This window comes from Sulfitobacter sp. R18_1, from assembly GCF_017743915.1.
Taxonomy (GTDB): domain Bacteria; phylum Pseudomonadota; class Alphaproteobacteria; order Rhodobacterales; family Rhodobacteraceae; genus Sulfitobacter; species Sulfitobacter faviae.
Map to the genome: position 1 here is coordinate 728,913 of NZ_JAGHRG010000001.1, position 23,281 is coordinate 752,193.

Here is a 23,281-nt window from a genome sequence, read left to right on the forward strand (position 1 = left end):
TCTCATTTGGCTTTTGCAGTCAGTTGAATATAGCCTTAAATCGTGTCCACAGCTTCTTTTCGTGGGCTTCCTTTAGGGCGCTTTCCTTAGGAGCTGAGGTATAGGTGTAGTCTTCACGAGCGCCGGGTATAAGATCTGCGAAGCCCCATAAATCGAGCTGTGGTGCGTAGAGTTGCACTGCACACTGAGCGAACACGTACTGAAGTTTGCCCTCACCTAGCTTGAAACACTCAGGTGTCATCTCCAGGATAAATGCTGCCCCAAACGCCCGGGATTGAGCGATTGCAGTATCGAAGGATTTTTGTGAGACTATTTCCTCTGTTGCCGGTGCGATGATCGTAAGCCTACGGTTGCTAAATGTACCGTTTTTAGATGCGTATCCAAAATATGATGTTATATGGGCGATCATATCTTCTTCCGGAACGGAATGCTCACTTTCATATCCTTCACGATACCATTCGACTTTAGCCAGCGCTTTCTCAGGGGACTTGGAGTACCACATCAGCGCATCATGGTCTGCGTCACTTAGTGTCGTTTTTCCTCGAAGGTCGATAATGCGCTCCAGCTGCCCCTGCTCACTAAGGTGGCCCGACCGTGCAGCCAGAGCCTTGCCGACTAGGTAGTCTGCCTCATGTTTGATACGGCTAACCGTAAGTACTGAGAATGCCTGAAGATCTGCGCCCTTGAGTTCTTCAATCGGGAATAATTTTGATGTCATATTTTTGCTCCAAGTAATCCTTGTTGTGGATCTACCACGCTCACTCTTAATGTGGGTTTTAAGCATTAGATATGATTGACCTGTTTTGATTAGGCCAACATTCTGACCTGAATTCTGAGGAGGTAATTATGAGAATTTTAGGTTTATGCTTGGTGGTGTCCCTATTGGTGGCCTGCGCTCCAAACACAGTCGGGGATCTGAGAAAGTCGCCCGGTTCGGTCACTGAGATGCACCTGAACGAAAACTATCAATCTGTCTATCGACGACTGACGACCCAGGGGCGTGCTTGCTTTGATGTGAACCTAGTCACGGCTCAACGTATGATCCGCTCTGAATTGTATAGTGATCTTGGGGTGGCCGAGATCAGCTACGAGATGTTCGGGGTTAACAACGAGGTCTACGCAGTCGCAGATATCGTAAAGGACGGGGACGGTACGACGCTGAAGATTACTTCCGCCAAGGGAGCTGAAGAGATGGATGGGGTGATCAAGAAACACCTAGCCGGACGCTGCTAAGATCGCAACAATGTCGCTCGGAACATTTTCCAAAGTGAAGTGTTGGTAAGATACGGAAAACGTTCATTTTCGTGTGCGATCCTCAATAGATATCAAACTGGTCCCTAGCATATCAGCTAGGGGCCTTTTTTCTTTTTGTTTTTAGGCGTTACCACCATATTAATTATCGTTCCCTTTATTTTAAGAATTGGTTCTACGTGAGCTAATGGATTGAATAATATACAGAGGTTTTTTCATGAAGAAATTAGAAGTCGATCAGCAGATGCTTATAGAACAGCGTGTAGCGAACGAGGCAAAAACGCCTGTCGTGGCATATTTGCTATGGTTTTTCCTTGGGAGTTTTGGGGGGCACCGGTTTTATCTAGGTAAGAAAACCTCTGGCATCGTGATGGCGGTCCTGACCCTGGTTGGTATTCTGACCACAGCTATTCTGATTGGATTCCTCATCCTTATCGGGGTCGGCGTCTGGGTTCTGATAGATGCTATTATGATCCCTAAGGTTCTGGCTGAGCACCGCGAAGAGCTCCGCAAAGAGCTCGAGGCCGAATATGGGGCAACAGATGCTCCCAGCGAAGACGACGAGATCGGTTTAGCCTGAAGCCATCTTGAATTAAAACGTTTTAGCGGGTCTCCTTCGGGGGCCCGCTTTCTATTTTTCGAATGTTAAAGCATTATACGCAAAAAATTGACATGACACTTGCTTCGCAATCCCTTGAAAGCAATATAAAATACTGAAAGGGAGACTTATGAAATCACTTACAGATAGAGAGCAGGCATTTGAGAAGAAATTTGCTATCGATGAGGAAATTCAATTCAAGGATGCAGCGCGAAGGAACCGCCTTTTAGGCCTTTGGGCGGCCAAATTGCTAGGCAAAGAAGGATCAGATGCCGAAGACTATGCTGAAGATATCGTCAGGCTGAGCTTTGAAGCCACCAGCGAGCAAGGGGTTGTTGACCGCGTGTCTGCTGACCTAGGTAATAAAGTCGGAGATAGCGGCGTTAGCATTAAGATGTCAGAGCTAATGGCCGAAGTTATCGCTGAGAGAATTAAATCAGCAGCCTGATCAAGGTGTTCAGCATGCCAATATCGTCAGTGGTTTCCTGCTGACGATATTTTTATCTGCATATACCATACTGGACGATGAGACTGTCATGAGGGTGACATAACCCTCATGACAAGGCTAGCTAGGTTCGAGGTGTGAAGGAACCATCCTGCGTTTAGATGTGCTATATGAGAGCTGAGCCATAAGGATGCCATCAATGAACATCGAACAGATCAAGGCCCGCGCAGTAGAAGTGATAGGATCCGAGGAGGCCGCAGAGGAGTGGCTATCCTCCCCCGCTATTGGTTTGGAGAACCGTAGGCCTGATGATGTGATGGCTACCTCTGAGGGCGTTCAGAGAGTTGCTGAGTACCTCGTTCAGATCGAGTATGGGGTCTATGCGTAAAGATGTGTGGCAGCCCGCTCTGATGCGCAGCGGGCTGCTTAAGGTGCTATCGAGACGCTGTAATAGACGCTGGCAAATCTTCCGGCTTCTTCTTGAAGTAAAGTAAGAACCCTGTGGGCCTGACTTCATTGAGGTCCGTCATCATGTCTGCGAAGACATCTACCATCAGGTCTCTCTGATCGCCTTCTAGATCAGCTGCTTCCATGGCGTGACTTAGCATGTGAGCAATCACACGCTGGCGTTCTCTATTCATTCGTTGGGCTGCTTTGGTCGTGGACATCTTACTCTCCTATCGAAATGGAAAGCAGAGCCATCCGGCTACAGGCGTCATTAGCAATTATAGCTTACGATTAAGCGCCTATCCAGGCGCCGCCACTACTTGTGGTTAGCTTATGAAAAGAGGAAGACGGTGTCAATATGATCACCGGCTTCTACTTCTAATTTTGGTCTCAAGTAAACAATCAACGGTTTCTTTGGCTCCAAATTTCTTATGGAAGAGATCATTCACTTCTTTTCGATGTAATTTCAGCAACTCTTTGGCGTCCGGTTTTGAAATGCCTCTTGAGTAAAGCTCAGATAACATCATGATCCTGTGTTGAAGCGAAAGGCATATAGTCACGCAGGCCATAATGGTCACGATTGATAAAATGAATATTAGGGTTCCGGTTATCATAGTCCCATTTAACCTTTGGATGCCAATTCTCACTCCATCCATATATGGAGTGAGAATTCTCGACAAATAATCAAATGTTCAGATTTCGAAGTGGACTAGTTATGAGGGACCGAGCGACGGTGAGCTATTCAGTTCCTCTTCAATAGATTGAACTATTTCCGAAAATTCGTTTTCCGCTCGTATTTTTTCTGTTTTTTGAGTTTCTTGCGCAATCCTATTGCGTTCCTGAACAGCATTATTGTGGTAATTTCCTAGTGGTGATGCCGATTAGATATCGAGACAGGAAGAAAGTAACCAGTTGTATCCGGATCAATCCATAATGTCGATGTGGCGCATCGAATGTACGATTTGCGCCCCTTTAATTCTATTCAGGCATCCTCCTAAGTATCCATAGGAGGAAGACCATGACACTAAAGAGCAGCTTGAAGGATAACTATTTCTCGTTTTCAGGAAGGGCTTCTCGCTCTGAATACTGGAAGCTACATTTGTGCTATATAGTCATCAATGTAATCATGGGCGCTTTCATTGCGGCCTTTGGAACCAGCATGGCGTCCCCTAACGCTATCGGCGGAGCAGTATTCATCACCATGTTGTTTGTATCTGCCTACTTCTTCATTCCATTGATCTCAGTCAGTGTCAGAAGGCTGCATGATCTGGAACTCTCGGGGTGGTGGTCCCTTGTTCCAGCGATAATAGGCGCCCTTCTGTTTGTAAGAGTGTATGCGTCAATATTGTGGTCGGTCTCGTTGTGCTTGTGCATCGCTTGGCTGATCCTGGCCTTCATAAGGGGGACGCATGGGGAGAATGAGTATGGTGATGATCCTGCAATAGAGGCGGCGAAGTAAGCCGTGGTTCTACGTTGGAGAGCTGAAGCTGAAAATCAGCATTCTTAACAACTTTTAGAATGTCTTATGCCACCTGATCCTAAGGGTCAGGTGGCTATATCGATAAGCTCTGCCTGCCCTTGTTTGATGGGGGCGGCTTTGAACATCGCAGAGATCGAAACAGCAGTATCTGATCTCGCAGCAAAGCCGTTTGACTGCGATACCTTTTTCTATGATCTCATTGATGCCTATGGAGCACCCGCATCTACAGTTGCCCGGATCTTATCAGGAAGCTCTGGTAAAACCGATGTGGATGGTGCGTTGTTATGGGCCCCTAAAATACACTACGCCCACAGTACAGTAGTTGAAGTCCCCGATCTCTTGGATGAGTTGGCTAAGGGAAAAGCGGTTGGCTCCAAGGCTGCCAGGTTCTTGGTTGCCACGGATGGGGAAGATCTGGGGATCCGTGACACGAAACTGGATGAGACCTTATATTTTCCAATCAGCGATCTTGGGGAGAGGTTTGGATGCCTTCTTCCGGCGGCCGGTTTCGAGAGATACTCAGCCATTGAAAAGAACCCGGTAGATGTTAAAGCATCCAGCCGTCTGGCCAAATTTTATGATGCGATCATCAAGGAGAACCCAGACTGGGAGGATGAGGATCGACGTGATGCCATGAGCCGCTTTATGGCTCGCATGGTTTTCTGTTTGTTTGCTGACAGTATCGGAGTTTTTGAAGGCAATGCCTTTGCTAAAACGCTTGTTGATTATGGTGGTCGGGATGGGAGCGATGCCCCTGCCCTTATAGAGCGCATCTTCATATCACTGGGGACATCTTCAGGCGCCCGGGAAGAACTGGGATACCCAACCTATCTAGCATATCTGCCGTGTGTGGGTGGCGATCTATTCTCGGGCAGGATTGAGTGCCCTTCTATATCCAAGACAGCTTGGAGGCACCTTAGAGGAGCCATGGACCTCGACTGGGGAGGTATCAATCCAGACATCTTTGGCTCCATGCTTCAGGCTGTAGTGAAGCCCAATGAGCGCGATGACTTAGGCATGCATTACACGAGTGTGCCCAATATTATGAAAGTCCTCGGACCTTTGTTTTTGGATGGCTACAAAGCCCGGTATGAGGCTGCTGGACATAACGTTGAGCTGCTGCGCACCCTCTTGGTTGAAGTACGGCGCACCAGAGTGTTTGATCCAGCCTGCGGATCCGGAAACTTCTTGGTCGTTGCCTATAAGGAACTACGATCACTGGCCGAGATGATAGAGGGCCGCCTACGCACGATCTCCGGGCGCCCACTCCCTCCTGGTCGGATTCCTCTATCTAATTTCTATGGCATCGAAATAGATGACTTTGCGGCCGAGACAGCCCGGATAGCTCTCTGGATCGCGGAGCTTCAGGCTGACAAACATCAAGCAGATAGCCTTGATCAACAGATAAGGTCGCTTCCCCTTGGGTCGGGTGCAAACATCAGTTGTGGCAACTCCCTGCGATTGGATTGGTCTCAGGTCTGCCCCAGACAAGATGGCTATCATACTTATGTGGCAGGCAACCCGCCCTTTCTTGGTTATGGCCAGCAAAGCCCTGAGCAGAAGGAAGACATGAAGGCCGTGTTCGACGGCCACCTGAAGTCACCAAAGCTTTTAGACTTCGTGTCCTGCTGGTTCTTCAAGGGGAGCCAGTTTCTAAAATCTGGTCTCTGTTCTGGTGTGGCTTTCGTATCCACCAACTCGATCTGTCAGGGAGACAGTGTGCCAACCCTGTGGCCTCATATTTTAGATGGATCGGTTCGCATCAGCTTTGCTCATAGGTCCTTTAAATGGTCGAATAACGCCTCTCAAGGATCAGTGGTGACCTGCGTGGTGGTTGGGCTGGAGGCAAAAGGTAAAGAGGATGATAGCGATAAGCCGGTCATCGGGCCCTATTTGACCAGCTCTCTATCTATAGTGACGCCCTCTAGGACCCCTGCTGAGTGCTTGCCGTCCATGTTGCTGGGTAACGTTCCCAAAGATGGTGGAAACCTATTCCTGACCTCGGAGGAGCGAGAAGATCTGCTTTTCTATCATCCAGAGGCAGGCCGCTTCATCAAGAAGTTCGTGGGCTCCCAAGAGCTGATAAAAGGCATCCAAAAATATTGCTTATGGATACCTGATGAGGAAGTGGAGCTGGCGAGCAGCATTCCTATGATCTCTAGGCGCATAGAGGCTGTCCGCACCATGCGTCTTGCCAGCAAAAAAGAAGCGACGCAGAAGCTATCTGAGCGAGCGCACCGGTTTGGTGAGATCAGATGTGCGCCTTTTCATAGCTCTATTGTGGTACCCAGAGTGTCATCTGAGCGCCGGTACTGGATACCCATCGGCCGGTTGGGTGCGGATTACATCATTGGTGACAGGAATTTCGCTTTGTATGATGCTCCGGTTTGGAACCTGGCGATACTGTCATCTCGCCTGCATCGCGTTTGGATTGGCACGGTATGCGGTCGCATGAAGACTGATCTCAGCTACTCGAATACTTTGGGATGGAACACCTTTCCTATACCGAAGCTCACGATAGCCGAGAAGCATGATTTGTCCGCCTGTGCCCGCGCTATCCTGATAGCACGCGATACACACCCCACCAGATCACTGTCTGAATTATATGATCCCGATAAGATGCCAGACAATCTGCGAACAGCTCATACATGGAATGATCTCGTGATCGAGAAGATCTACGTTGGCCGTGTTTTTAACAGTGATCTAGAGCGCTTGGATCATCTCTTTGAGCGATATGAAGAAGCAAATTTCATCGCTCCCCAAACTGACTAAGACCTTTAACTCACGTTTCAAAAATAAAACGCAACTGACCCTTAGGGGTCGGTTGCAAAATTTCGCACAGCTGCTTGCCCCTTCACGACTTAGGGAGCAAGCCATTGAATATAACAGAGATCGAAACCGCCGTATCGGACCTCGCAGCTAAACCATTCGATCAGGAGACCTTCTTTTTCGATCTCATCACAGCCTATGGGGCCCCCTCCTCTACCGTTGAACGGATCCGGACAGGAAGCACCGGGAAATCAGACGTAAACGGTGCCGTTCTTTGGACCCCTAAGATCCATTACGTCTACAACAAGATGTCGGAGCTGCCTGCACAGCTGGATGAGCTGGCAGCCTCCAAAAAGACGACAAGCAAGAAGGTCCGCTTCCTGGTTGCTACGGATGGTGAAGACATCGGCATCCGGGACACCAAGCTTGATGAAACATCATATTTTTCGATTTATGAGCTAGCAGAGAAGTTTGGGACCCTTCTGCCTGTGGCTGGTTTCGAACGCTATTCGGCCGTGGAAGAAAACCCGGTTGATGTGAAGGCTTCCAGTCGTCTGGCCAAGTTCTACGATGCGATCATCAAGGAAAACCCGGAGTGGGCGACGGATGAACGCCGTCATGACATGAACCAGTTCATGACCCGGATGATTTTCTGCTTCTTTGCTGAAGATACGGGCATCTTTCCTCAAGAGAATATGTTTGCCAAAACATTGCATGAGTATGGTGGCAAAGACGGCGCCGACGGCCCTGCCCTGATTGAGCGCATCTTTACGATCATGGCGACCAGCATTGATGGCCGGGCTGAGCGCGATGATCCTCCGTATATCCGGCACTTCCCTTATGTGAATGGCGGCCTCTTCTCGGGGAGTGTTGAGTGTCCTGTTCTATCCAAGACTGCTTGGCAGTATCTGCGGGAAGCAGGCGATCTCGACTGGGCTGAGATCAACCCGGATATCTTTGGCTCCATGCTTCAGGCCGTGGTGGATCCCAAGCAGCGCCATGAACTCGGCATGCACTATACGAGTGTGCCAAATATTATGAAGGTTCTGGGCCCCCTATTCCTGGATGACTACAAGAAGCGCTTCGAAACCGCCGGACGCAACCGTAAGAAGCTACGTGACCTGCTTCGGGATGTGACCCATACCAGAGTGTTTGATCCCGCCTGTGGGTCCGGAAACTTCCTGGTGATCGCCTATAGAGAACTGCGGATCCTGGAGGAGCGGATTGAAACCAAGCTGGGCGAGCTAAATGGCGGCGCAAACATGATGATGTTCACTCACATCAACCTTGAGAACTTCTACGGTATTGAGATCGATGACTTCGCGGCCGAAACCGCAAAGCTAGCTCTTTGGATTGCAGAATATCAGGCAAACAAGCTTCTTGAACAAGCAATCGGCCGTCGTGTTCCATCGCTGCCCCTCAGGGCTGGTGCGAACATCCATTGTGGAAACGCTCTCAGAATAGACTGGGCCGAGGTCTGTCCGAAGAAGGATGAATATCTGACATATGTGGCTGGGAACCCGCCGTTTTTGGGGTCAAAATTCCAGGATAAAGAACAGAAATCCGACATGATGTCTGTGTTTGATGGCTACATTAAGGCCACACGCAACCTAGATTTCGTAGCTTGCTGGTTCTTGAAGGGCAGTCAGCACCTCAAATCCGGGAAATGTACAGGCGTCGCTTTCGTGTCTACCAACTCGATCTGCCAAGGCGACAGCGTTCCTACGCTATGGCCTCATATCCTTGATGGCTCTGTCCACATCACCTTCGCACATCGATCCTTCAAGTGGTCGAATAATGCATCCAAGGGTGCAGCGGTTTCTTGTGTAGTAGTCGGCTTAGGGAATTCGAACAAAGATGCAGTTATATATGATGGAGATGCTGCCAAAGATGTTTCGGTTATAGGTCCCTATTTAACCGGCTGTCTATCCTTTGTGACGCCTTCCCGCAGTCCTATTTCCTCACTCAGTAGTATGGTGCTCGGGGCTACCCCAAGAGATGGGGGTAACCTAATTCTGACTTCAGATGAAAAGGATAAGCTGATTTCTCGTCAAACTGAAGCGGGTAAACTAGTAAAAGATTTCGTAGGATCTCAGGAATGGATTAAAGGAAATAAAAGATACTGTATTTGGATCACTGATGACAATATACTATTGGCCCAAGAGATTCCAGAGATTGCGGATCGGCTAATCAGAATCTCTAATATGCGCTCTTCCAGTAGTAAGGCCGCAACCCGAAAATTAGCTAACGTGCCGCACAGGTTCGAGTACTCCAGTGGTACTGCCTGTCATCATTCTATTGTCATTCCAAGAATCGCGTCTGAGAGGCGAAAGTACATTCCTGTCGGGATCATTAATTTTGATGCAGTCGTTAGTATGAGTATGTTCGCCATGTATGACGCCCCCATCTGGAACCTATCCATCCTGTCATCGCGGCTCCATAGAGAGTGGATCGGAACCGTATGTGGACGCCTAAAAACTGATCTCAGCTATTCGAACACCCTAGGTTGGAACACGTTCCCCGTCCCTGCTCTCACAGATGTCGATAAGGCCGATCTGGAAGCCTGTGCACGTGGCATCCTTGAAGCACGTGACATGCATCCAACGAAGACCCTGGCTGATCTCTACGATCCGGACAGGATGCCCGACAATTTGCGGGCTGCGCACGAGCGCAACGACGAGGTGCTTGAGAAAATCTATATCGGCCGCCGATTCAAGAACGATACCGAGCGCCTGGATCATTTATTTGAGAGATATGAAGAGCTGACCAAGGATGACTGAAGAAGTGACGACAAGCACAGAGCTAGGTGAGCCCTCACTATGGGAGTCAGGGTTCACCTTTCTTGGGTTCCTGACAGGGTTTGCGATCAATGTGGGGCTGACCCAGAACGGGATACTGCCAGCTAAGGCGTACACGTTGTTGGCTGGTAGCACTGTCATACTAACACCCCTGATCACAGCGATGGTATTTAGTTGCGCCTACTGCTTTGTGATGGGGCTTCTGGCTGGATCTGATAAGGTGGCGGCCAAGCAAGGCTAGAGCAAATGGAGACTATCGATGTCTGATGAAGCTGGGAGAGTATTTTTGGGATCGGATCTAACCTCGAGACTGGAAGCTATAGCAGAGCGAACGGGTATCAGCGCCGAAGACTTGGCCGCCCGTGCGGTGAAGATGTATGTCGACCAAATCGAAGAAATTCAGGCAGGCATTGATCGTGGTTTGGCTGATGTAAAGGCGGGTCGAACGGTGACTATGGATGAAGCCAGAGAGACCATTCGAAAGTTAAGAAGTGACCATATTAAGGGTGGTGGTAATCACTGACCTGATCTCTTCAATATTCAAAGGTCATCTTGATGGTTTCTATCTGTGTCCAATCTCCTAATTATAATGACGGAGACCTGACATGGGGATTGAGCTTAGAGATCGTGTAAAACGCTTATTCGGATTGCAGTCAGTTCGGGTAACGAGCGATAGTGGTCCATCATACCAGATCGACACCCCTTCCCCTTACGAGGCTGAGATCAAAGAAGCCTATAGTCATCTGCAAGCGCTTCGTCGGAAATGCAAAGACTTCCAAAACCACGTTTATGCAGCAGAGGTATCCAACCCCAGGATCGAATTCTTGGACGACGATGAACTCGGTGAGGTGAAGCGGTCTGCACGAGAGATGTCCGGTCGAGTGGTTGCAGAGGCGCTACCGGGTGTTGTGAAGTCCTACGGCACATTGTTAGGCGACTACACGTCTGTCCTGATGGAAATCAAATATAGTGCCTCCGTTGGTGACGATCCTAGCTTATTGAACACTGATCAGAGGCTCCTGGACTTCAAGAAAGAGATCACTGGTTTGATTGATCATCTTGATCACGAAATGGCTAACTATGATGCGCAATCACCCTTTCAGTATCCTGACAATGAGGATCAAGTCCCCGTTCTCTCACGGCCCTGATAGAGATCCTCAATCCTTTAAGATCGGTTAACGACACCCGCATAGGTTACTCATTATGGCAAGCCTTTATGTTTGCTGGATAATAATGAGGTGATCGATGAGTGACATTGGGTTTGCACGTACAGGGCGCAGCAAGAAATCAGATGAGCGCGGAATGCGCCCGATGCAGGCAGAGGTCTATAAAGAGCGTGGCGCCCAGTATCTCCTTCTGAAAGCTCCTCCGGCCGCCGGTAAGTCACGCGCGCTCATGTTTGTGGCTCTCGATAAGCTCCGGCGCCAAAAACTCCGTAAGGTCATCGTTGCCGTCCCTGAGAAATCTATTGGGGGTAGCTTCAAGGATACAGACCTGAAGTCCTTCGGATATGACTTTGATTGGCACGTCGACGAAAAATATGATCTCTGCAAAGCCAGCTCTGAGACCTCCGCAGGTACAGTAGCTACCTTTCTTGAGTTTCTGGATGACGACCAGGCTGAGGTTCTCCTCTGTACCCACGCCACCCTCCGCTTTGCCTTTGAGAAAACCTCAGTAGAGAAGTTTGATGACTGCTTGTTGGCGGTGGATGAATTTCACCACGCAAGTGCGTCGGATGGGAACAAGCTCGGCAATGTAGTCCGCCTGCTCATGCAGCGTGATCGCGCACATATCATGGCCATGACGGGATCATATTTTCGAGGTGATAGGAACTCGGTCATGCGCCCCGAAGATGAGGAGCGCTTCACACCTGTGACCTTTAGCTACTTCCACCAGCTGGACGGATACGAACACCTCAAGAACCTCAACATCTCCTACCACTTCTATAAGGGCTCCTATCTCGACAGGATTGCTGAAGTCCTTGACCCCGATAAGAGAACTATCCTGCACATCCCGAATGTGAACTCAGGCGAAAGCTCTGGAGACAAGCGTGATGAGGTCGGCCGCATCATTGATCTCATAGGTAAGTTCACAGGCACTGATCCTGAGACCGGCTTCCTACTGGTAGAGCGGCCTGATGGGACAACCTTCAGGATCGCAGAACTGGTGGATGATGAGCCTCTTAGACGGTCCAAGGTTGTTTCCGCGCTTCGCAATATTGAAAGCCGCGAAGAGCTAGACATGGTAATTGCGCTGGGCATGGCCAAAGAAGGCTTTGACTGGGTGTGGTGTGAACGTGCCCTGACCGTGGGTTACCGAAAATCCATGACCGAGGTTATCCAGATTATTGGGCGGACAACACGGGATGCACCGGGCAAAGAAACCGCTGAATACATCAACATGATAGCCGAACCTAATGTAGAGGATGAACTGGTTATCTCGAATGTGAACAACCTCCTGAAGGTCATTTCAGCCTCCCTTCTGATGCACCAGGTGATGATCCCCAAAATCCGGTTCCACGAACCCGATAAGGACAAGGAGGATGGCGAGATCACAGTCGATGCTGAGACCGGCGACATGGATGTTATCATCAAGGGTATTAGAAAGCCGACCTCTGAAAAAGGTCTTCATATTTTGGAGAACCAGTTGGACGATGCGCGGGTCGCCATCACTACGGATCCTGTTCTCATGCGTAAAAGCATGGCCGGTGTTCCCGCTAGTGCTTTGATAGAAACCGATATGGCTGGCGTTCTGATCGAGAAGTTCCCAGGTCTCATCCAAGAGGATGCTGAAGCGATTGCCGAGCACCTTGTAGCTGAGAAGTTTGTCTCTCGCATGGCCGATGAGATGCCCGGACAAGGATCGAACAAGTTCCGGAATATCGGGCTGGATGCTGACCTAACAAGGCTCAATATAGACCTCATCAGAGACATTAACTACTTCGAAGAAGCACATGAGATCATGTCTAAAAATATGGATTCAGGTTTGCTTTCGCAGGTCGATTCATTGTTATCAGATAGACGTGGAGATCCAGCCCTCTCACCTGAAGAAGCCCGTGCTCTCTACGATAAGATCAAGGCTTTCATTGCCAAGAATGGCCGAGAGCCGAGTGTCGGCTGTGATGATCCCATAGAGCGCCGTCTGGGCCAGGCACTGCGTGAGCTGCGCCGGTTGGTAGCTGAGCATAAGGGAGGCGCCTGATGCCCCCTAGATCGATAGAAGAGATCATTGAACTCGACACTGACGGCCTTCTAGCAACCAAGCGGAAGACGAAGCAGACAACTGCGGAGCAAAGGGTGATCGCGATCATCAATGAGGCGAACAGTTTTTATGAAACTCACGGCCGCCTTCCCAAAGATCCGAGCCCTGATGATGACCTTGCTGAAGCCTCTATCGTAATCAAGCTCAAGCATCTTACTGGTCCAGATATGGACATTGCGAAGGAGTATGATGCCTGTGGCTTCTTTGAGGATTCAGAACAGCATGTGGAGGACATTGAAGCCCCACCAGTATCTTTAGATGCCTTGCTCAATGATCCTCTGTTCTCCGAGGGCAATATTTTTGAGATGAAGCATGTCACGGCTGTTGCCAGTGATATTAGAGAGGGAGCTAATATCATCGGGCGCCGTGAGCCTTGCAAGGATTTCTCGCGCTACAGCGCTGCATTCCAAAGCGTCAGCGATGATATCGATAAAGGTGTCCGTAAGGTCATGCCGTTTAATGCGGACTACCCTGATGAGGGAGATTTCTTCATCCTGAATGGTGTGACCGTCTATATAGCTGAGCTTGAGGATTTCTACTTTGAAGATAACGGCAAGATGAATGCCCGGGCCCGCTTTATCTTTGAGAACGGCACAGAGAGCCGTGGTCTCCTTCGGTCATTGCAGCGGTCACTATATGATGATCCCAGGGCACGTTTCATCACCCGAAGGAATTTCGGATACATCTACGTGGTCTCCAGCCTTTCTGACAACCCACAGATATCTAGACACGATGGCATGCTCTATAAGATCGGGATGAGCACCACCTCGATGAAGAAGCGCCTCGCAGGCGCAGATAAGTCCAGCACCTACCTCAAGGCCCCCGTTCGGCTTGATAAGGCCTACTATCTGAGTGCGCCTGAAGATGTGGCGCTAAGCACATGGCTGAAGGAACGCGAGGATAAACTGCATGACTTCTTCAGAGTAGTATGGGCCGACACCATCGTTCCTGAGATCGGAAGATCAGCTAGACGCCCCAGAGAGTGGTTCTTTGCGCCCCTTGATGCGATCAATGAAGCGGCCGAACTACTATGGCAGGACGAGCTTCACAACTACCGCTATGACCCGGACCTTCAGGAGGTTGTTAGGTCGTAGAAATCTACCGGTTATCAGGGGGATCCGAAGGGCGCGTGGTCATCAAATATCTGATCGAGCTCCGGGTCTCCATCAAGGCGATCACGCGAGATATAGCCGTTATCAATCCCGCTGTAAAAGCGATCCCTCGAATTCTCCCAGTGATCCTTCAGCTCATCCGTTGAGAGATCACTCAGTTTTGGAAGTGTCTCGAAGTGAGTTACAGCAGCCTCAACCTTTTCAGCTTCAGAATCGTAGTCCTCCAGGTCAGCAATAAGCAGATATGCGTCCGATAAGCGGATGCGATCCTCAAGATCAGCCCGGGAAATTTCGAGGTTTCCGTATTTACCATCGATAGTAAGCTTTGCTCTTCTGTCTTTGGACATCGTTCTCTCCTTTGAATTCCTTTCGTACGTTGCCCACTACCGGAAACCCACAAGACCTGATACGATTTTGGAGCGTATTTCCCGGAAACTCCATCCTGAACCGTCAGGTTAGGGTGGAGTAGTTCATACACTCTGAAGGCCAACACCGGCACGCTGGTCTTCAAGGATACTACTTGCATGAGTGCTGAGGGTGTCGCGCTCGATGTAAACAAGATGATGATCGCAAACCGCATCACAGCGCGTTACTCGCATGCCGATGCGGCCTTCTTGACGAATGTCGAGGATCACAAGCCAGGCAGCATGTTGCAGGCTCGCGGGATCTGCATCCAATCAAAAACCTATCCGGCTATCGGAGTGGTGCTCGAGTATCAGATCGAGGGTGACCATATTACGGGTGTGAAGCACGCTATGGCTGTGCAGGGGTGCAAGAAGTAAGGCGAGATCCGGGCGCAGGTATCTGTGTAAGCCGCCTGCCCCGCTTGTATATTTCATCAACATATCAATTTGATATCTAACTATTTTAAGTAGCGAGATATCGATATGACCCCGAAACTATTGGAAAGAGTTCAAGATTTTTTTGGGATGAAGCCCCAGGTTTTTAAGGCCAAGGAGGATACGATCACTCCTGATGCAGTGGTCGACTACAAGCCCACCCTTGCCCAGAGGTTTGCTCATGAGCTTCAGACCATAGTAGACCAGATGCTTGAGTTTGAGCGCGAGGCTGACCGGTTTAAATCGCACACCTACATCAATGAGCTTGGTAAGAAGAACTTTGGAAATATGAACAAGGGGCCTGCGCCGAGTTTCCAGCAACAGGCTATGCAGCTCGCTGAGAAAGCGCTTGATGATGTGGTCTCCTCGTTCGGAATGCCATTTGGGACGCCCTCGATGGCACTTGGGAAGCAGCGTTCAAAGCGCGACAAGGATGCATACGGGTATGACGCATCTAGCGATGCTGATCTCGATATGTCTAACAAGAGATCCTCAGTCACCCTCTTTGACGGGACCGTACTGACCTACACCAAAGAGGTCGCGTCTGACGGTGAGATTAAGGCCACCCAGCCTAAACTTGAGATCCTCACCACCGATGGTGAAAAGCTAACTGCAAACCTGTCTGACAGAGATGGGATCCAACGGATCATTGATGAGGTTCCCGAAGGGCAGATGGACAGCATCCTTTCGCAAGAAATGAGGTCACTTAAACAGTCCATCAATGCTTCTAGACATGCACTTGCAGATGCCCAATTTGGTGACTTTCTGCCGGGTCCAGATTTGGACAAGATGATGCTAGACGCTCGCCCAGGACCGAATGGACCCAACTAAGGTTTGATAAAGCTGGCGACTTGATCCGGCAGCAATAGTTGCCATTTGAATTCATAGTGTGCAAACTCTCCTTACCTTGGAGACGCTAACTATGAGCCCAGTAAGAGAATTCAACCCCGAAGACCTCGTCAACGCTTGGAAGGCTGCTTGGACTAAAACAAGTAAGCCAAAGCCGGTTGGGGGTAAGTATTCATATTTTATCGACATGGTTCACATGGGCTTTGACCAAAGCTTCCTCGATGAGAAGTTTCTCGGTGAGGTGGGTAACCTTATGTCAGCCCAAGATTTCTGGAAGCTTAGGCAGTCAGTGGAAGAGGTCGCAAGTGCATGGGCAGATGAGATCGCCCTCCCAGGGGGAAAGATGACCAAATACTTTGTCGAGACCTTTGTTATTCCGGTTGCTGGTAGAGCAGAAGATATCTCCAATATGATCTCTGCGGAGGATGGTGCAGGGATCATCCCCGAGGCGATGGCAAGAAGCGGGTTTTGTGGGTCAGGGTCCATGGTCCTACTGGTGAGCGGTAGCTTTGCGCCAGGCATGCTGAGCGCGTTCAGTCCCTTAGATATCTTCCGGCTTTCAGGGTACGTCCGTGATGCATACTTTGATCGGAAAAATCAGACCGATCACCTCAACAAGATGCATGATCAGATTGCAGATTTGATCGAGAAGTGCCCCAATTCTGAAATGCCAGATTTTGGAGATCACAAAAGTGGAGATGTTCACTATCTGATGGGCGTTTCTGTGCGGCCGGTAAGAGACGGGATGGATCACAGCGGTCTCACCAAGGCTCGTAAGAGCAGAGATGTGCTTCCGATCTTTGCGAAGTGGGACACACTTATCGGTAAGGCGTCAGATAAGTATAAAGTTATCTTCAGTATGCCTACTCCGTGGGACATGTCATCAGAATGCGTTGCCAGTACGATGTTCAATCATCAGTTGGCAGCTTTAACCCATAAGGTGATCTCCGTTGAGAATATTAGGGATCTTATGGTCTTTTGTCAGTTTCTACCAGATGGCCTGCACTTCACTCTATTTTACGAGAAAGAGTATCTCGGGAAGATTGGCATCCCTATGGAAGTTATCAAATACTCGACCCGGGAAATCCTGAGGTCCCTTGATGCGGTATTCAATATCGAATTTATGATGCCGGACGAAACTCTACCGGCGGCCAGGGTTCATTAGCGCGAAAGGGCTTCGACGTGATGATGGAAGTGGCCCTCTTCTTTAAAAATCACTTTAATATTAATTTAAGACTTCTTGTTTATGATGCCTCCAAACAAAGGAGTGTGTCGATGAGAACTATGAGAGAGCCGTGCCGAAAATGTGGAGCCAAGCCAAGTGAAAGCTGCCGTCATTCGATAGGCTGGACGAAGTCTTAATAGAACATATTAATCCATCAAAGGGGCTGGGATTACACTCTCGGCCCCTTTTCTTTTAGACGGCGATAAATCGAGTCTTGGATAAGAAATATACGTGAGTAATCGTGTTTTTCGAAGATTATGCCTGGTGATATCCGGCATTCATAATGACCACCGCATATATAAATACCAAAGCATTGTTACCAGCCATGAATCCGCAAGCTTAATTCTTGCGAGATTAGGCTCACATTTAAATGACCATTAATGCAAGCAAAGCATATGGCCATTGTATACGCGGGAGACATTTGATGTCGGAAGAAAAGAAGTTCAACGTCAAGAGTGAGGCAACCAGCATCGTAAAGGATGATTTTCTGGGTGCTGATGAGTGGAAAAAGTCCAAGGTTGGATACATTACCGGTGTATCGGGCATCGCTTCGGGCGTTAGAAAAGTTGGCTCGTTGGGTGCAGGTAGCATCAAACGCACAGCATCAGCCGCCAAGTGGCTGTTCTCCCGCGATAAGGCGCAACCCTTGCCGACCACTTCTGATGATCCCGCCCAGAGGTTTCAGGTTGCTATGCAGTTTTATGGTCGGACAGAAGAGGATATTCAAAGAATAACGCGCGCATCCCGCACGCACGCGTTCACTTGGATGTTCATTCTCTTGGCTTTGACGGTATGGGCATTCTATCAAATGCCGTTTGGCATGCAGGGTGTCAGCCTACGCCACTGGCTGTTCCCATTCTTCGCACATCTGTTTGTCGTTCCGATGACGATGCGTTCGTTGTTCTGGAATTGGCAGCTTAGAACTCGACGATTGGGTTCATGGAGCGAGTTTAAGTCAAACGCTTCCGATTGGCTCCCAGGTGTCAGTACGGTCACTAAGGCTATGCTGGGGATCGTTGCAGTGTCGGTGGCCTATGTTGCCGGTGCCCCGCAAGCCTTGGCGAATATGGACCCCTCAGATGGGGTCGCCGGTGTTCCAGGCGTTGCTTCGGGAGCCTTGGACTTCCTTTCCAACGCAGATAGCGGAAAGATTTTCTACCAGCTCCTGCAAACACTAGCGCCGGTTGGTCCAATTGAGCCTGGTGTTCGACTAAGCCCATGGGCTGGACCTCTTTCAAATGCTTTCGGCACTTTCAATACGATCTTGCTTACCGTGTCCGCAGCAATGCTGGGTTGGCAGACAGTTGCAGGTATGATTGCGACTGCGCACGAAGGTAAAATGCTGGGCCAGAGATGGCACCAGATCTGGGCTCCAGTTCGTGTTACCGCCGGTGTTGGTACCCTCGTTCCCATCGCAGGTGGTTTCAGTGCCATTCAGCTAGTTGTCCTTCAGATCGCTCTGTGGGGCTCAGGAATGGCTGATGTTGTCTGGAATAGCTATATTGAAACCTTCAGAACGACCAACTACCTCACGGAGCTACTCGATGGTCGAAATCCGGGTGAGCGTCAAGAATATGGAGCGGCTGTGCGCGAGATCGCGGACGGAGGTGATGCTCAAGATATCGCATTGGGTCTTCTTCAGAAACAAGCCTGCGTCGCAGGTATATCTCAAATTGCTACCCAAGCATCTAAGCTCCTCGCGGCTCAGGACCCAACCTGGGATCGAGATGTAGAACTCTATAGCATAACTGAAGCAGAATTTGACAAGCTCTACAACAAGATGTCGCAGATTGCTCCACAGCTTTCTGCGGGTATTACTTATGACGGTGCAGGATCTTCCTTGAAATATCAGGAAATGCTCACAGGCGCCGTGAGCCACAAAATTGGCTTCAATATCGGTGGTCAGAAGATTGCGATTGGGTCCGCACCTCCGTCCAGTGAGGATACGCGTCAGGTATTCCTAATGCAGGCTGCCCCAACGATTTCATGGTCGTTTGGTTCTTGTGGTTCGCTTAGTATGGACTTCATGGATGTTTCCGCTCTCGAGCAGAAGCTTGCTTCATCTGATCCCACTCGCCACCAAGAAGAAGCCGAAAATGTCTGGTTCTGGCAAGATGAAGGTGAAGTCGACCAGGAGCTAGTGGACGTCGACTTGGAAACCCACAAGCAAGCCTATGACTTGATCATGGCCTCTGCTGAGAGAGTTGGGGCCGCCATTGACGATAGTGTGCTTCCGAATACAGCAATAGCTGCTGATTTGCTAGTCAAAGCGGCGGTGGGGGATTCTGATAATGGAATACCTACGCAGCCTTACAAGCAGCAGCTTCACTCGTTCAATGGACCAGCTGTTCAAAGTTTGGCACACGCATATCAGTCATATGTTGATATTGTTGAATCCGAGAGATTTTCCGTCAACGAGTCAATCTTCGAGCTGACTAGAGACCGAAGTGCCTTCGAAGCATATATCGATAAATCTGTAGAAATGGGCTGGGCGTCTGCCGGGTCGTTCTATATGATCATTGCGAGAATGCAAGAAATGAACCACAATCTAGACAAGATTACTCTTGCAAATAGTGGTAGTTGGCCTCTTGCATCTTTTGATGCTGGTGAAGATGTTCGGGAAACTTGGATTAGTATTACTGAGGAATATTCAGATTTTGCTGAAAAAGCTCTATCCATCACCAGCCCAAGAGAGCTTCAAGAGAATTTCGCCTGGGATCTGAATTCTAGCCAGATGGCCGGTGACTCTGCACTAGGTGGAGTAATTGACAACCCAATCGTCGACTTTATCAGAGCTTGGGCTGGTAAGTTGCTAGACCAAATCGGTGAGGCCTTCGTGCTTCTGATCCTACAGATGGAGCCTGATCCTTACTTTGCATTGGTCGATATGGTAGAGTTTGGCCAAATGATCGTTGGCATTGCTGCACTCCTATTCATTGCGAGTATCGCTGTATCCCTCTTCTTCGGAGTTGGTGGTAAAGTGGTAGAGGCTCTCGCTCCAAAGAGCGTAGACAATCTAGTATCAGGCATTGGTTGGCTGCTGAAGATGACAGGTATCATCATTCTAGCTATCGGCGTTGTCCACGCCTACATCCTTCCAATGATCCCGTACATCATGTTCAACTTCTTCGTGGTTGGCATGTTGATCCTGATTGCTGAAGCACTGGTTGCGGCGCCTATCTGGGCATTCATGCACGTTCGTATGGATGGTCAAGAATTCGTCGATCAGGTCCAGAGACCAGGCTATATGATTGCCTTCAACCTGTTCCTGCGTCCTACACTGGCGATCTTTGGTCTCATCCTTAGCTTCTCAGTGTTCAGTGCTTCGATCTGGTTCCTGAACGCTACCTTTGAGATCGCAATGCGCGCTACGATGGCTGAAGGAAGTACGATAGTTGGTGCTTTGGTTATGCTGCTAATCATGACGTACATGCACTATCAGCTCGCGATCCGTAGCTTTAAGCTGATCAATGAGCTTCCAGATCGTGTTGTCCGCTGGTTTGGTCAGGGCGGTGAGCAGCTTGGTGAAGCTGATGAGGCGAACCGTACCACCGCACTATTCGTCGGTCAGGCTGAGGATCGCATGCAGAAAGCAGGCGCTGGCTTCCAAGCTGATAAAGACGGCGCAAAGGCACCTGGAGATACTCCAACGGATACTAACCCAAGTGGTGGAAGTAAGCCAAAACCTAATGGAGACCTTAAATAAAAATAAAGAGGGCGGGTTTCCCCGCCCTCTTTTCATATAACGGATATTTTCCGTATGAGGCTTTTCCAGCTGCCTATGTGAGGGCAGTTGTTCTCGATTATTCGCTTCAAAGAAGTCAAAAATATTCGATCCCGTTCCTGGATATTTTCACCTTCACGCTCACCATTCGGAATAACGACTTTAGTTTTGCTTTCCGCGCGGTAAGGGTTGTTCTCAGGGCCACCATGTTGAGCATCTAATGCTTCTAGAAGGGTGTCGATTACCTCACCCCGTGCTGAAGCCACGGCCGCCCATCCCCATACGTCATTTTCCAGCTCTTCAATTCGATCATTCTTTTCGTTGATGATCGTTTGAGCCTTGTGACCATTATGGCGAGCGGTGCGGGCCACGCTATTCGCGTACACCCGGTTGTAGGTATCAAACATGTCGCTCATCTTAGTTCTCCAGTTCCTCTTGGCGATCAAGTTATCCGCTTAAGTCGCTTCGGGCAATGACTGCCTTCGAAGGATTTGACTTCTAGAATAACTTCTTCACGTCGCCATTTATTCCTCTTTGCTTACACTTAATATAGCTTAATAAAAGGTTAACGTCAATAGGAGGCATGGATATTTGTCAACTTTATTTGCTTTATCTTGTGCAGAGGCCCCGCCCATCAACGAAATTGCACTGGCGATCCGGTAATCACTGATTATTAGCGGCTGATTAACGCATGTGTAGCCATATATTCACTAAGTTCACTCTGGAGTTCCTGATGAAAAATATAATGATTGGCGCCGCGCTTTCTCTACTGCCAACAATAGGGCAATCATATGAATATAAGCCTATGTTCACGGCACAAGACCTTGATGTCATGGCACCCATATATCAGGAGATGACGGGGGATCAGCCAACCTCTATAAGGCGACTACGCGCGATGACCATTGATCTAAATGGAGATGGCGAAAGCGAAGTTCTTATCAGAGATGAGAGCAAATGCAATGGGACCTACTTCTGTAATATTGTTATTGGTCAATTTGACGAAGAGGATCGCAAGTGGAAACTGCTGGGAGAGAGTTATGGGTATCAAGTCTCGCTCGGTGAGTTTGGTGAAGGCTACAGAAATATTTCTATTGGGTCATATTCACGTAGTGATGTTAATCACCTGACATATCAAGATGGTCGCTATAAGCGTGACCTAAGCAGATATGGTGAAATGGTTGCTTTTACCGACGCAGAGACCGCATTTGAAGGGAAAGAGGATTACCTTCAACGCGTATTGGCTCGTGGGTTGGGATCTAGATTTACGATGATAGAGCAGGCTATTTCTGACGATGATCGTACACTGGTAGCTGGGGCAGACCTAAATTATGATGGCGAGCCGGAATATATGATCTACGCAGATTATGCGGCGATTTGTGATAATTCAGGATGTCCCCTTATGATATTCAGCGACCTCGGTAAGAGGCCGTTTGCTATTCTTCACATAGCGGATACCCATCTGGCGATATCAGATGAAGTTAAAGAGGGAAAGCTGAAATCAATCATCAGCGAGAAAGGGTCCTTTGAATGGGATACTACTGGATACGAATTTAAGGAAGTCGATCAATGAAAGACAAGATTATTGGCTTCTTTAAAGGTCCACACTTCAAGAGGATGCTGTTAATTTGGATGGGGATCATGCTCTCTCCGCTTTGTATGGTCGGTATGGTTCTGGGTCGTATTAATGGTGCTTTGGAAAGGCTTATAATCCTCTCTGTAATTGGAGGGCTTCTCGGGTTTGCAAACATTCTTACAGCACAGTTTATCAATGTTACATTAGGTCATATTGAGGGCTTAGGTACTCACATAGACCATGTGATAATTTTCACTATAGCGGAAGTGGTTGCGCTACTTTTGGGTTGTATATCTGTGTCTGTTGCTCGCAGGATTCCGGGATCAATCCAGTTGGTTGGCTGGGGAGTACAAAAGTCTACATTGGTTTATGCTTGTGCGGCCGTCATGTCAGCTGGTGTCTATTTTGGGTTAGATGCCCAAGGAGGAGATGCATTCGCGAAAGCTTTCCGCGCCGCGAGCGTTATCAAAGATGCTGATGAAGAGACCCAACAAGAAATTCGTAATCGCTTAGCACCTTATACACTAATGAACGAGACGATGTCCTCTGAGGGTACTCAGGCTGAAGGGGAACAGCCATGACTGACGAAGTAAGCTCTTCAGACATCAAGGATGCCATGGATGTGTTGGCAGCCTCTATCGAGATCGAATACCGCCACATGACCGAAGAACAGGTAGCTGCAAAGTGGTACTTTGAATTCGATCCGGATAAGAGCGTGGAAGCCAACATGTACTCTTTTAGCCAGCACATAGAGATGTATCGCAGCTCATGCCGCAGATGGGAAACCATGCATCATGGCAGCAGCTGTGTTGTTGAGAGAGTACGCGACAAATACCTGATGCCGAAGATCAAAGAGTTCTCCAGGCAGGTTCTGACGACTTATGGTCACTGACTAGGGTCAGTGACCTGG

Annotated in this window: 22 protein-coding genes; 18 read left to right on the forward strand and 4 right to left on the reverse strand. The window is 49.0% G+C overall.

Annotated elements, in window-relative coordinates; genetic code table 11:
* Nucleotides 1–19 precede the first annotated feature (19 nt).
* Entirely contained in the window at nucleotides 20–718 is a 699-nt protein-coding gene (locus J7392_RS04565) for a hypothetical protein (protein WP_209216383.1), read from the reverse strand.
* 128 nt (nucleotides 719–846) lie between these two features.
* On the opposite strand from J7392_RS04565, the gene J7392_RS04570 reads away from it, so the two are divergent.
* From J7392_RS04570 to J7392_RS04585, 4 genes are all read left to right on the forward strand, one after another.
* Nucleotides 847–1,233: a hypothetical protein gene (locus J7392_RS04570; protein ID WP_209216384.1), complete on the forward strand. Its 387-nt coding sequence runs from the start codon at nucleotides 847–849 to the stop codon at nucleotides 1,231–1,233.
* A gap of 235 nt (nucleotides 1,234–1,468) precedes the next feature.
* Nucleotides 1,469–1,831 carry a TM2 domain-containing protein gene (locus J7392_RS04575; RefSeq protein WP_209216385.1) on the forward strand — a complete coding sequence of 121 codons (363 nt, stop codon included), beginning with the start codon at nucleotides 1,469–1,471 and terminating at the stop codon, nucleotides 1,829–1,831.
* A gap of 148 nt (nucleotides 1,832–1,979) precedes the next feature.
* A complete protein-coding gene (locus J7392_RS04580) occupies nucleotides 1,980–2,297 on the forward strand; it encodes a DUF1476 domain-containing protein (protein ID WP_209216386.1) in 318 nt (105 codons plus the stop codon).
* 196 nt (nucleotides 2,298–2,493) lie between these two features.
* Nucleotides 2,494–2,682, forward strand: coding sequence for an MbcA/ParS/Xre antitoxin family protein (locus J7392_RS04585; protein WP_209216387.1), 189 nt, complete (start codon nucleotides 2,494–2,496; stop codon nucleotides 2,680–2,682).
* A gap of 46 nt (nucleotides 2,683–2,728) precedes the next feature.
* Here the strand turns inward: J7392_RS04585 and J7392_RS04590 are convergent, their stop codons facing one another.
* Nucleotides 2,729–2,962 (reverse strand): hypothetical protein, encoded by a 234-nt coding sequence (locus J7392_RS04590; RefSeq protein WP_209216388.1) that lies wholly within the window; start codon nucleotides 2,960–2,962, stop codon nucleotides 2,729–2,731.
* Nucleotides 2,963–3,759: 797 nt separating this feature from the next.
* Here J7392_RS04590 and J7392_RS04595 point away from each other — a divergent pair.
* From J7392_RS04595 to J7392_RS04625, 7 genes are all read left to right on the forward strand, one after another.
* Nucleotides 3,760–4,200: a DUF805 domain-containing protein gene (locus tag J7392_RS04595; protein ID WP_209216389.1), complete on the forward strand. Its 441-nt coding sequence runs from the start codon at nucleotides 3,760–3,762 to the stop codon at nucleotides 4,198–4,200.
* A gap of 138 nt (nucleotides 4,201–4,338) precedes the next feature.
* On the forward strand, nucleotides 4,339–6,993 hold the full coding sequence (locus J7392_RS04600) for a DNA methyltransferase (RefSeq protein ID WP_209216390.1): 2,655 nt from the start codon (nucleotides 4,339–4,341) through the stop codon (nucleotides 6,991–6,993).
* A gap of 104 nt (nucleotides 6,994–7,097) precedes the next feature.
* Nucleotides 7,098–9,770 (forward strand): DNA methyltransferase, encoded by a 2,673-nt coding sequence (locus tag J7392_RS04605; RefSeq protein WP_209216391.1) that lies wholly within the window; start codon nucleotides 7,098–7,100, stop codon nucleotides 9,768–9,770.
* Nucleotides 9,771–10,047: 277 nt separating this feature from the next.
* Nucleotides 10,048–10,311, forward strand: a complete 264-nt coding sequence (locus J7392_RS04610; protein WP_209216392.1) for a hypothetical protein — start codon at nucleotides 10,048–10,050, stop codon at nucleotides 10,309–10,311.
* Nucleotides 10,312–10,393: 82 nt separating this feature from the next.
* Complete coding sequence (locus J7392_RS04615) at nucleotides 10,394–10,936, forward strand: hypothetical protein (protein ID WP_209216393.1); 543 nt, start codon at nucleotides 10,394–10,396, stop codon at nucleotides 10,934–10,936.
* A gap of 97 nt (nucleotides 10,937–11,033) precedes the next feature.
* Nucleotides 11,034–12,989, forward strand: coding sequence for a DEAD/DEAH box helicase family protein (locus tag J7392_RS04620; protein WP_209216394.1), 1,956 nt, complete (start codon nucleotides 11,034–11,036; stop codon nucleotides 12,987–12,989).
* Nucleotides 12,989–14,143 carry a GIY-YIG nuclease family protein gene (locus J7392_RS04625; protein ID WP_209216395.1) on the forward strand — a complete coding sequence of 385 codons (1,155 nt, stop codon included), beginning with the start codon at nucleotides 12,989–12,991 and terminating at the stop codon, nucleotides 14,141–14,143. The genes J7392_RS04620 and J7392_RS04625 overlap by 1 nt, the downstream gene beginning before the upstream one ends.
* Nucleotides 14,144–14,157: 14 nt before the next feature.
* Here J7392_RS04625 and J7392_RS04630 read toward each other — a convergent pair whose 3' ends face one another.
* Complete coding sequence (locus J7392_RS04630) at nucleotides 14,158–14,508, reverse strand: hypothetical protein (RefSeq protein WP_209216396.1); 351 nt, start codon at nucleotides 14,506–14,508, stop codon at nucleotides 14,158–14,160.
* A gap of 177 nt (nucleotides 14,509–14,685) precedes the next feature.
* Between J7392_RS04630 and J7392_RS04635 the strand changes: the two genes are divergently transcribed.
* The 4 genes from J7392_RS04635 (at nucleotide 14,686) to J7392_RS04650 (ending at nucleotide 20,780) form a co-directional block, all read left to right on the forward strand.
* Complete coding sequence (locus J7392_RS04635; protein ID WP_209216397.1) at nucleotides 14,686–14,943, forward strand: hypothetical protein; 258 nt, start codon at nucleotides 14,686–14,688, stop codon at nucleotides 14,941–14,943.
* A gap of 105 nt (nucleotides 14,944–15,048) precedes the next feature.
* On the forward strand, nucleotides 15,049–15,831 hold the full coding sequence (locus J7392_RS04640) for a hypothetical protein (protein WP_209216398.1): 783 nt from the start codon (nucleotides 15,049–15,051) through the stop codon (nucleotides 15,829–15,831).
* A 91-nt stretch (nucleotides 15,832–15,922) separates the two neighbouring features.
* Nucleotides 15,923–17,014 carry a hypothetical protein gene (locus tag J7392_RS04645; protein ID WP_209216399.1) on the forward strand — a complete coding sequence of 364 codons (1,092 nt, stop codon included), beginning with the start codon at nucleotides 15,923–15,925 and terminating at the stop codon, nucleotides 17,012–17,014.
* Between the two features lie 484 nt (nucleotides 17,015–17,498).
* Complete coding sequence (locus tag J7392_RS04650; protein WP_209216400.1) at nucleotides 17,499–20,780, forward strand: DotA/TraY family protein; 3,282 nt, start codon at nucleotides 17,499–17,501, stop codon at nucleotides 20,778–20,780.
* A gap of 32 nt (nucleotides 20,781–20,812) precedes the next feature.
* On the opposite strand, the gene J7392_RS04655 is transcribed toward J7392_RS04650, so the two are convergent.
* Nucleotides 20,813–21,214, reverse strand: a complete 402-nt coding sequence (locus tag J7392_RS04655; RefSeq protein WP_209216401.1) for a hypothetical protein — start codon at nucleotides 21,212–21,214, stop codon at nucleotides 20,813–20,815.
* Between the two features lie 317 nt (nucleotides 21,215–21,531).
* Here J7392_RS04655 and J7392_RS04660 point away from each other — a divergent pair, with 317 nt between their 5' ends.
* From J7392_RS04660 to J7392_RS04670, 3 genes are read left to right on the forward strand one after another with little or no spacing between them, the layout of a single operon-like run.
* Entirely contained in the window at nucleotides 21,532–22,368 is an 837-nt protein-coding gene (locus J7392_RS04660; RefSeq protein ID WP_209216402.1) for a hypothetical protein, read from the forward strand.
* On the forward strand, nucleotides 22,365–22,952 hold the full coding sequence (locus J7392_RS04665; RefSeq protein ID WP_209216403.1) for a hypothetical protein: 588 nt from the start codon (nucleotides 22,365–22,367) through the stop codon (nucleotides 22,950–22,952). Before J7392_RS04660 ends, J7392_RS04665 begins: the two co-directional genes overlap by 4 nt.
* Complete coding sequence (locus J7392_RS04670) at nucleotides 22,949–23,263, forward strand: hypothetical protein (RefSeq protein ID WP_209216404.1); 315 nt, start codon at nucleotides 22,949–22,951, stop codon at nucleotides 23,261–23,263. Before J7392_RS04665 ends, J7392_RS04670 begins: the two co-directional genes overlap by 4 nt.
* Nucleotides 23,264–23,281 lie beyond the last annotated feature (18 nt).

What these genes read in the sequence shown, in the direction of transcription:
- J7392_RS04645 (WP_209216399.1), top strand. Translation starts at nt 15,923, where the DNA reads ATGAGCCCAGTAAGAGAATTCAACCCCGAAGACCTCGTCAACGCTTGG.
- J7392_RS04640 (WP_209216398.1), top strand. Translation starts at nt 15,049, where the DNA reads ATGACCCCGAAACTATTGGAAAGAGTTCAAGATTTTTTTGGGATGAAG.
- J7392_RS04625 (WP_209216395.1), top strand. Translation starts at nt 12,989, where the DNA reads ATGCCCCCTAGATCGATAGAAGAGATCATTGAACTCGACACTGACGGC.
- J7392_RS04620 (WP_209216394.1), top strand. Translation starts at nt 11,034, where the DNA reads ATGAGTGACATTGGGTTTGCACGTACAGGGCGCAGCAAGAAATCAGAT.
- J7392_RS04590 (WP_209216388.1), bottom strand. Translation starts at nt 2,962, where the DNA reads ATGTCCACGACCAAAGCAGCCCAACGAATGAATAGAGAACGCCAGCGT.
- J7392_RS04650 (WP_209216400.1), top strand. Translation starts at nt 17,499, where the DNA reads ATGTCGGAAGAAAAGAAGTTCAACGTCAAGAGTGAGGCAACCAGCATC.
- J7392_RS04595 (WP_209216389.1), top strand. Translation starts at nt 3,760, where the DNA reads ATGACACTAAAGAGCAGCTTGAAGGATAACTATTTCTCGTTTTCAGGA.
- J7392_RS04580 (WP_209216386.1), top strand. Translation starts at nt 1,980, where the DNA reads ATGAAATCACTTACAGATAGAGAGCAGGCATTTGAGAAGAAATTTGCT.
- J7392_RS04665 (WP_209216403.1), top strand. Translation starts at nt 22,365, where the DNA reads ATGAAAGACAAGATTATTGGCTTCTTTAAAGGTCCACACTTCAAGAGG.
- J7392_RS04610 (WP_209216392.1), top strand. Translation starts at nt 10,048, where the DNA reads ATGTCTGATGAAGCTGGGAGAGTATTTTTGGGATCGGATCTAACCTCG.
- J7392_RS04615 (WP_209216393.1), top strand. Translation starts at nt 10,394, where the DNA reads ATGGGGATTGAGCTTAGAGATCGTGTAAAACGCTTATTCGGATTGCAG.
- J7392_RS04570 (WP_209216384.1), top strand. Translation starts at nt 847, where the DNA reads ATGAGAATTTTAGGTTTATGCTTGGTGGTGTCCCTATTGGTGGCCTGC.
- J7392_RS04670 (WP_209216404.1), top strand. Translation starts at nt 22,949, where the DNA reads ATGACTGACGAAGTAAGCTCTTCAGACATCAAGGATGCCATGGATGTG.
- J7392_RS04585 (WP_209216387.1), top strand. Translation starts at nt 2,494, where the DNA reads ATGAACATCGAACAGATCAAGGCCCGCGCAGTAGAAGTGATAGGATCC.
- J7392_RS04660 (WP_209216402.1), top strand. Translation starts at nt 21,532, where the DNA reads ATGAAAAATATAATGATTGGCGCCGCGCTTTCTCTACTGCCAACAATA.
- J7392_RS04630 (WP_209216396.1), bottom strand. Translation starts at nt 14,508, where the DNA reads ATGTCCAAAGACAGAAGAGCAAAGCTTACTATCGATGGTAAATACGGA.
- J7392_RS04635 (WP_209216397.1), top strand. Translation starts at nt 14,686, where the DNA reads ATGAGTGCTGAGGGTGTCGCGCTCGATGTAAACAAGATGATGATCGCA.
- J7392_RS04575 (WP_209216385.1), top strand. Translation starts at nt 1,469, where the DNA reads ATGAAGAAATTAGAAGTCGATCAGCAGATGCTTATAGAACAGCGTGTA.
- J7392_RS04565 (WP_209216383.1), bottom strand. Translation starts at nt 718, where the DNA reads ATGACATCAAAATTATTCCCGATTGAAGAACTCAAGGGCGCAGATCTT.
- J7392_RS04655 (WP_209216401.1), bottom strand. Translation starts at nt 21,214, where the DNA reads ATGAGCGACATGTTTGATACCTACAACCGGGTGTACGCGAATAGCGTG.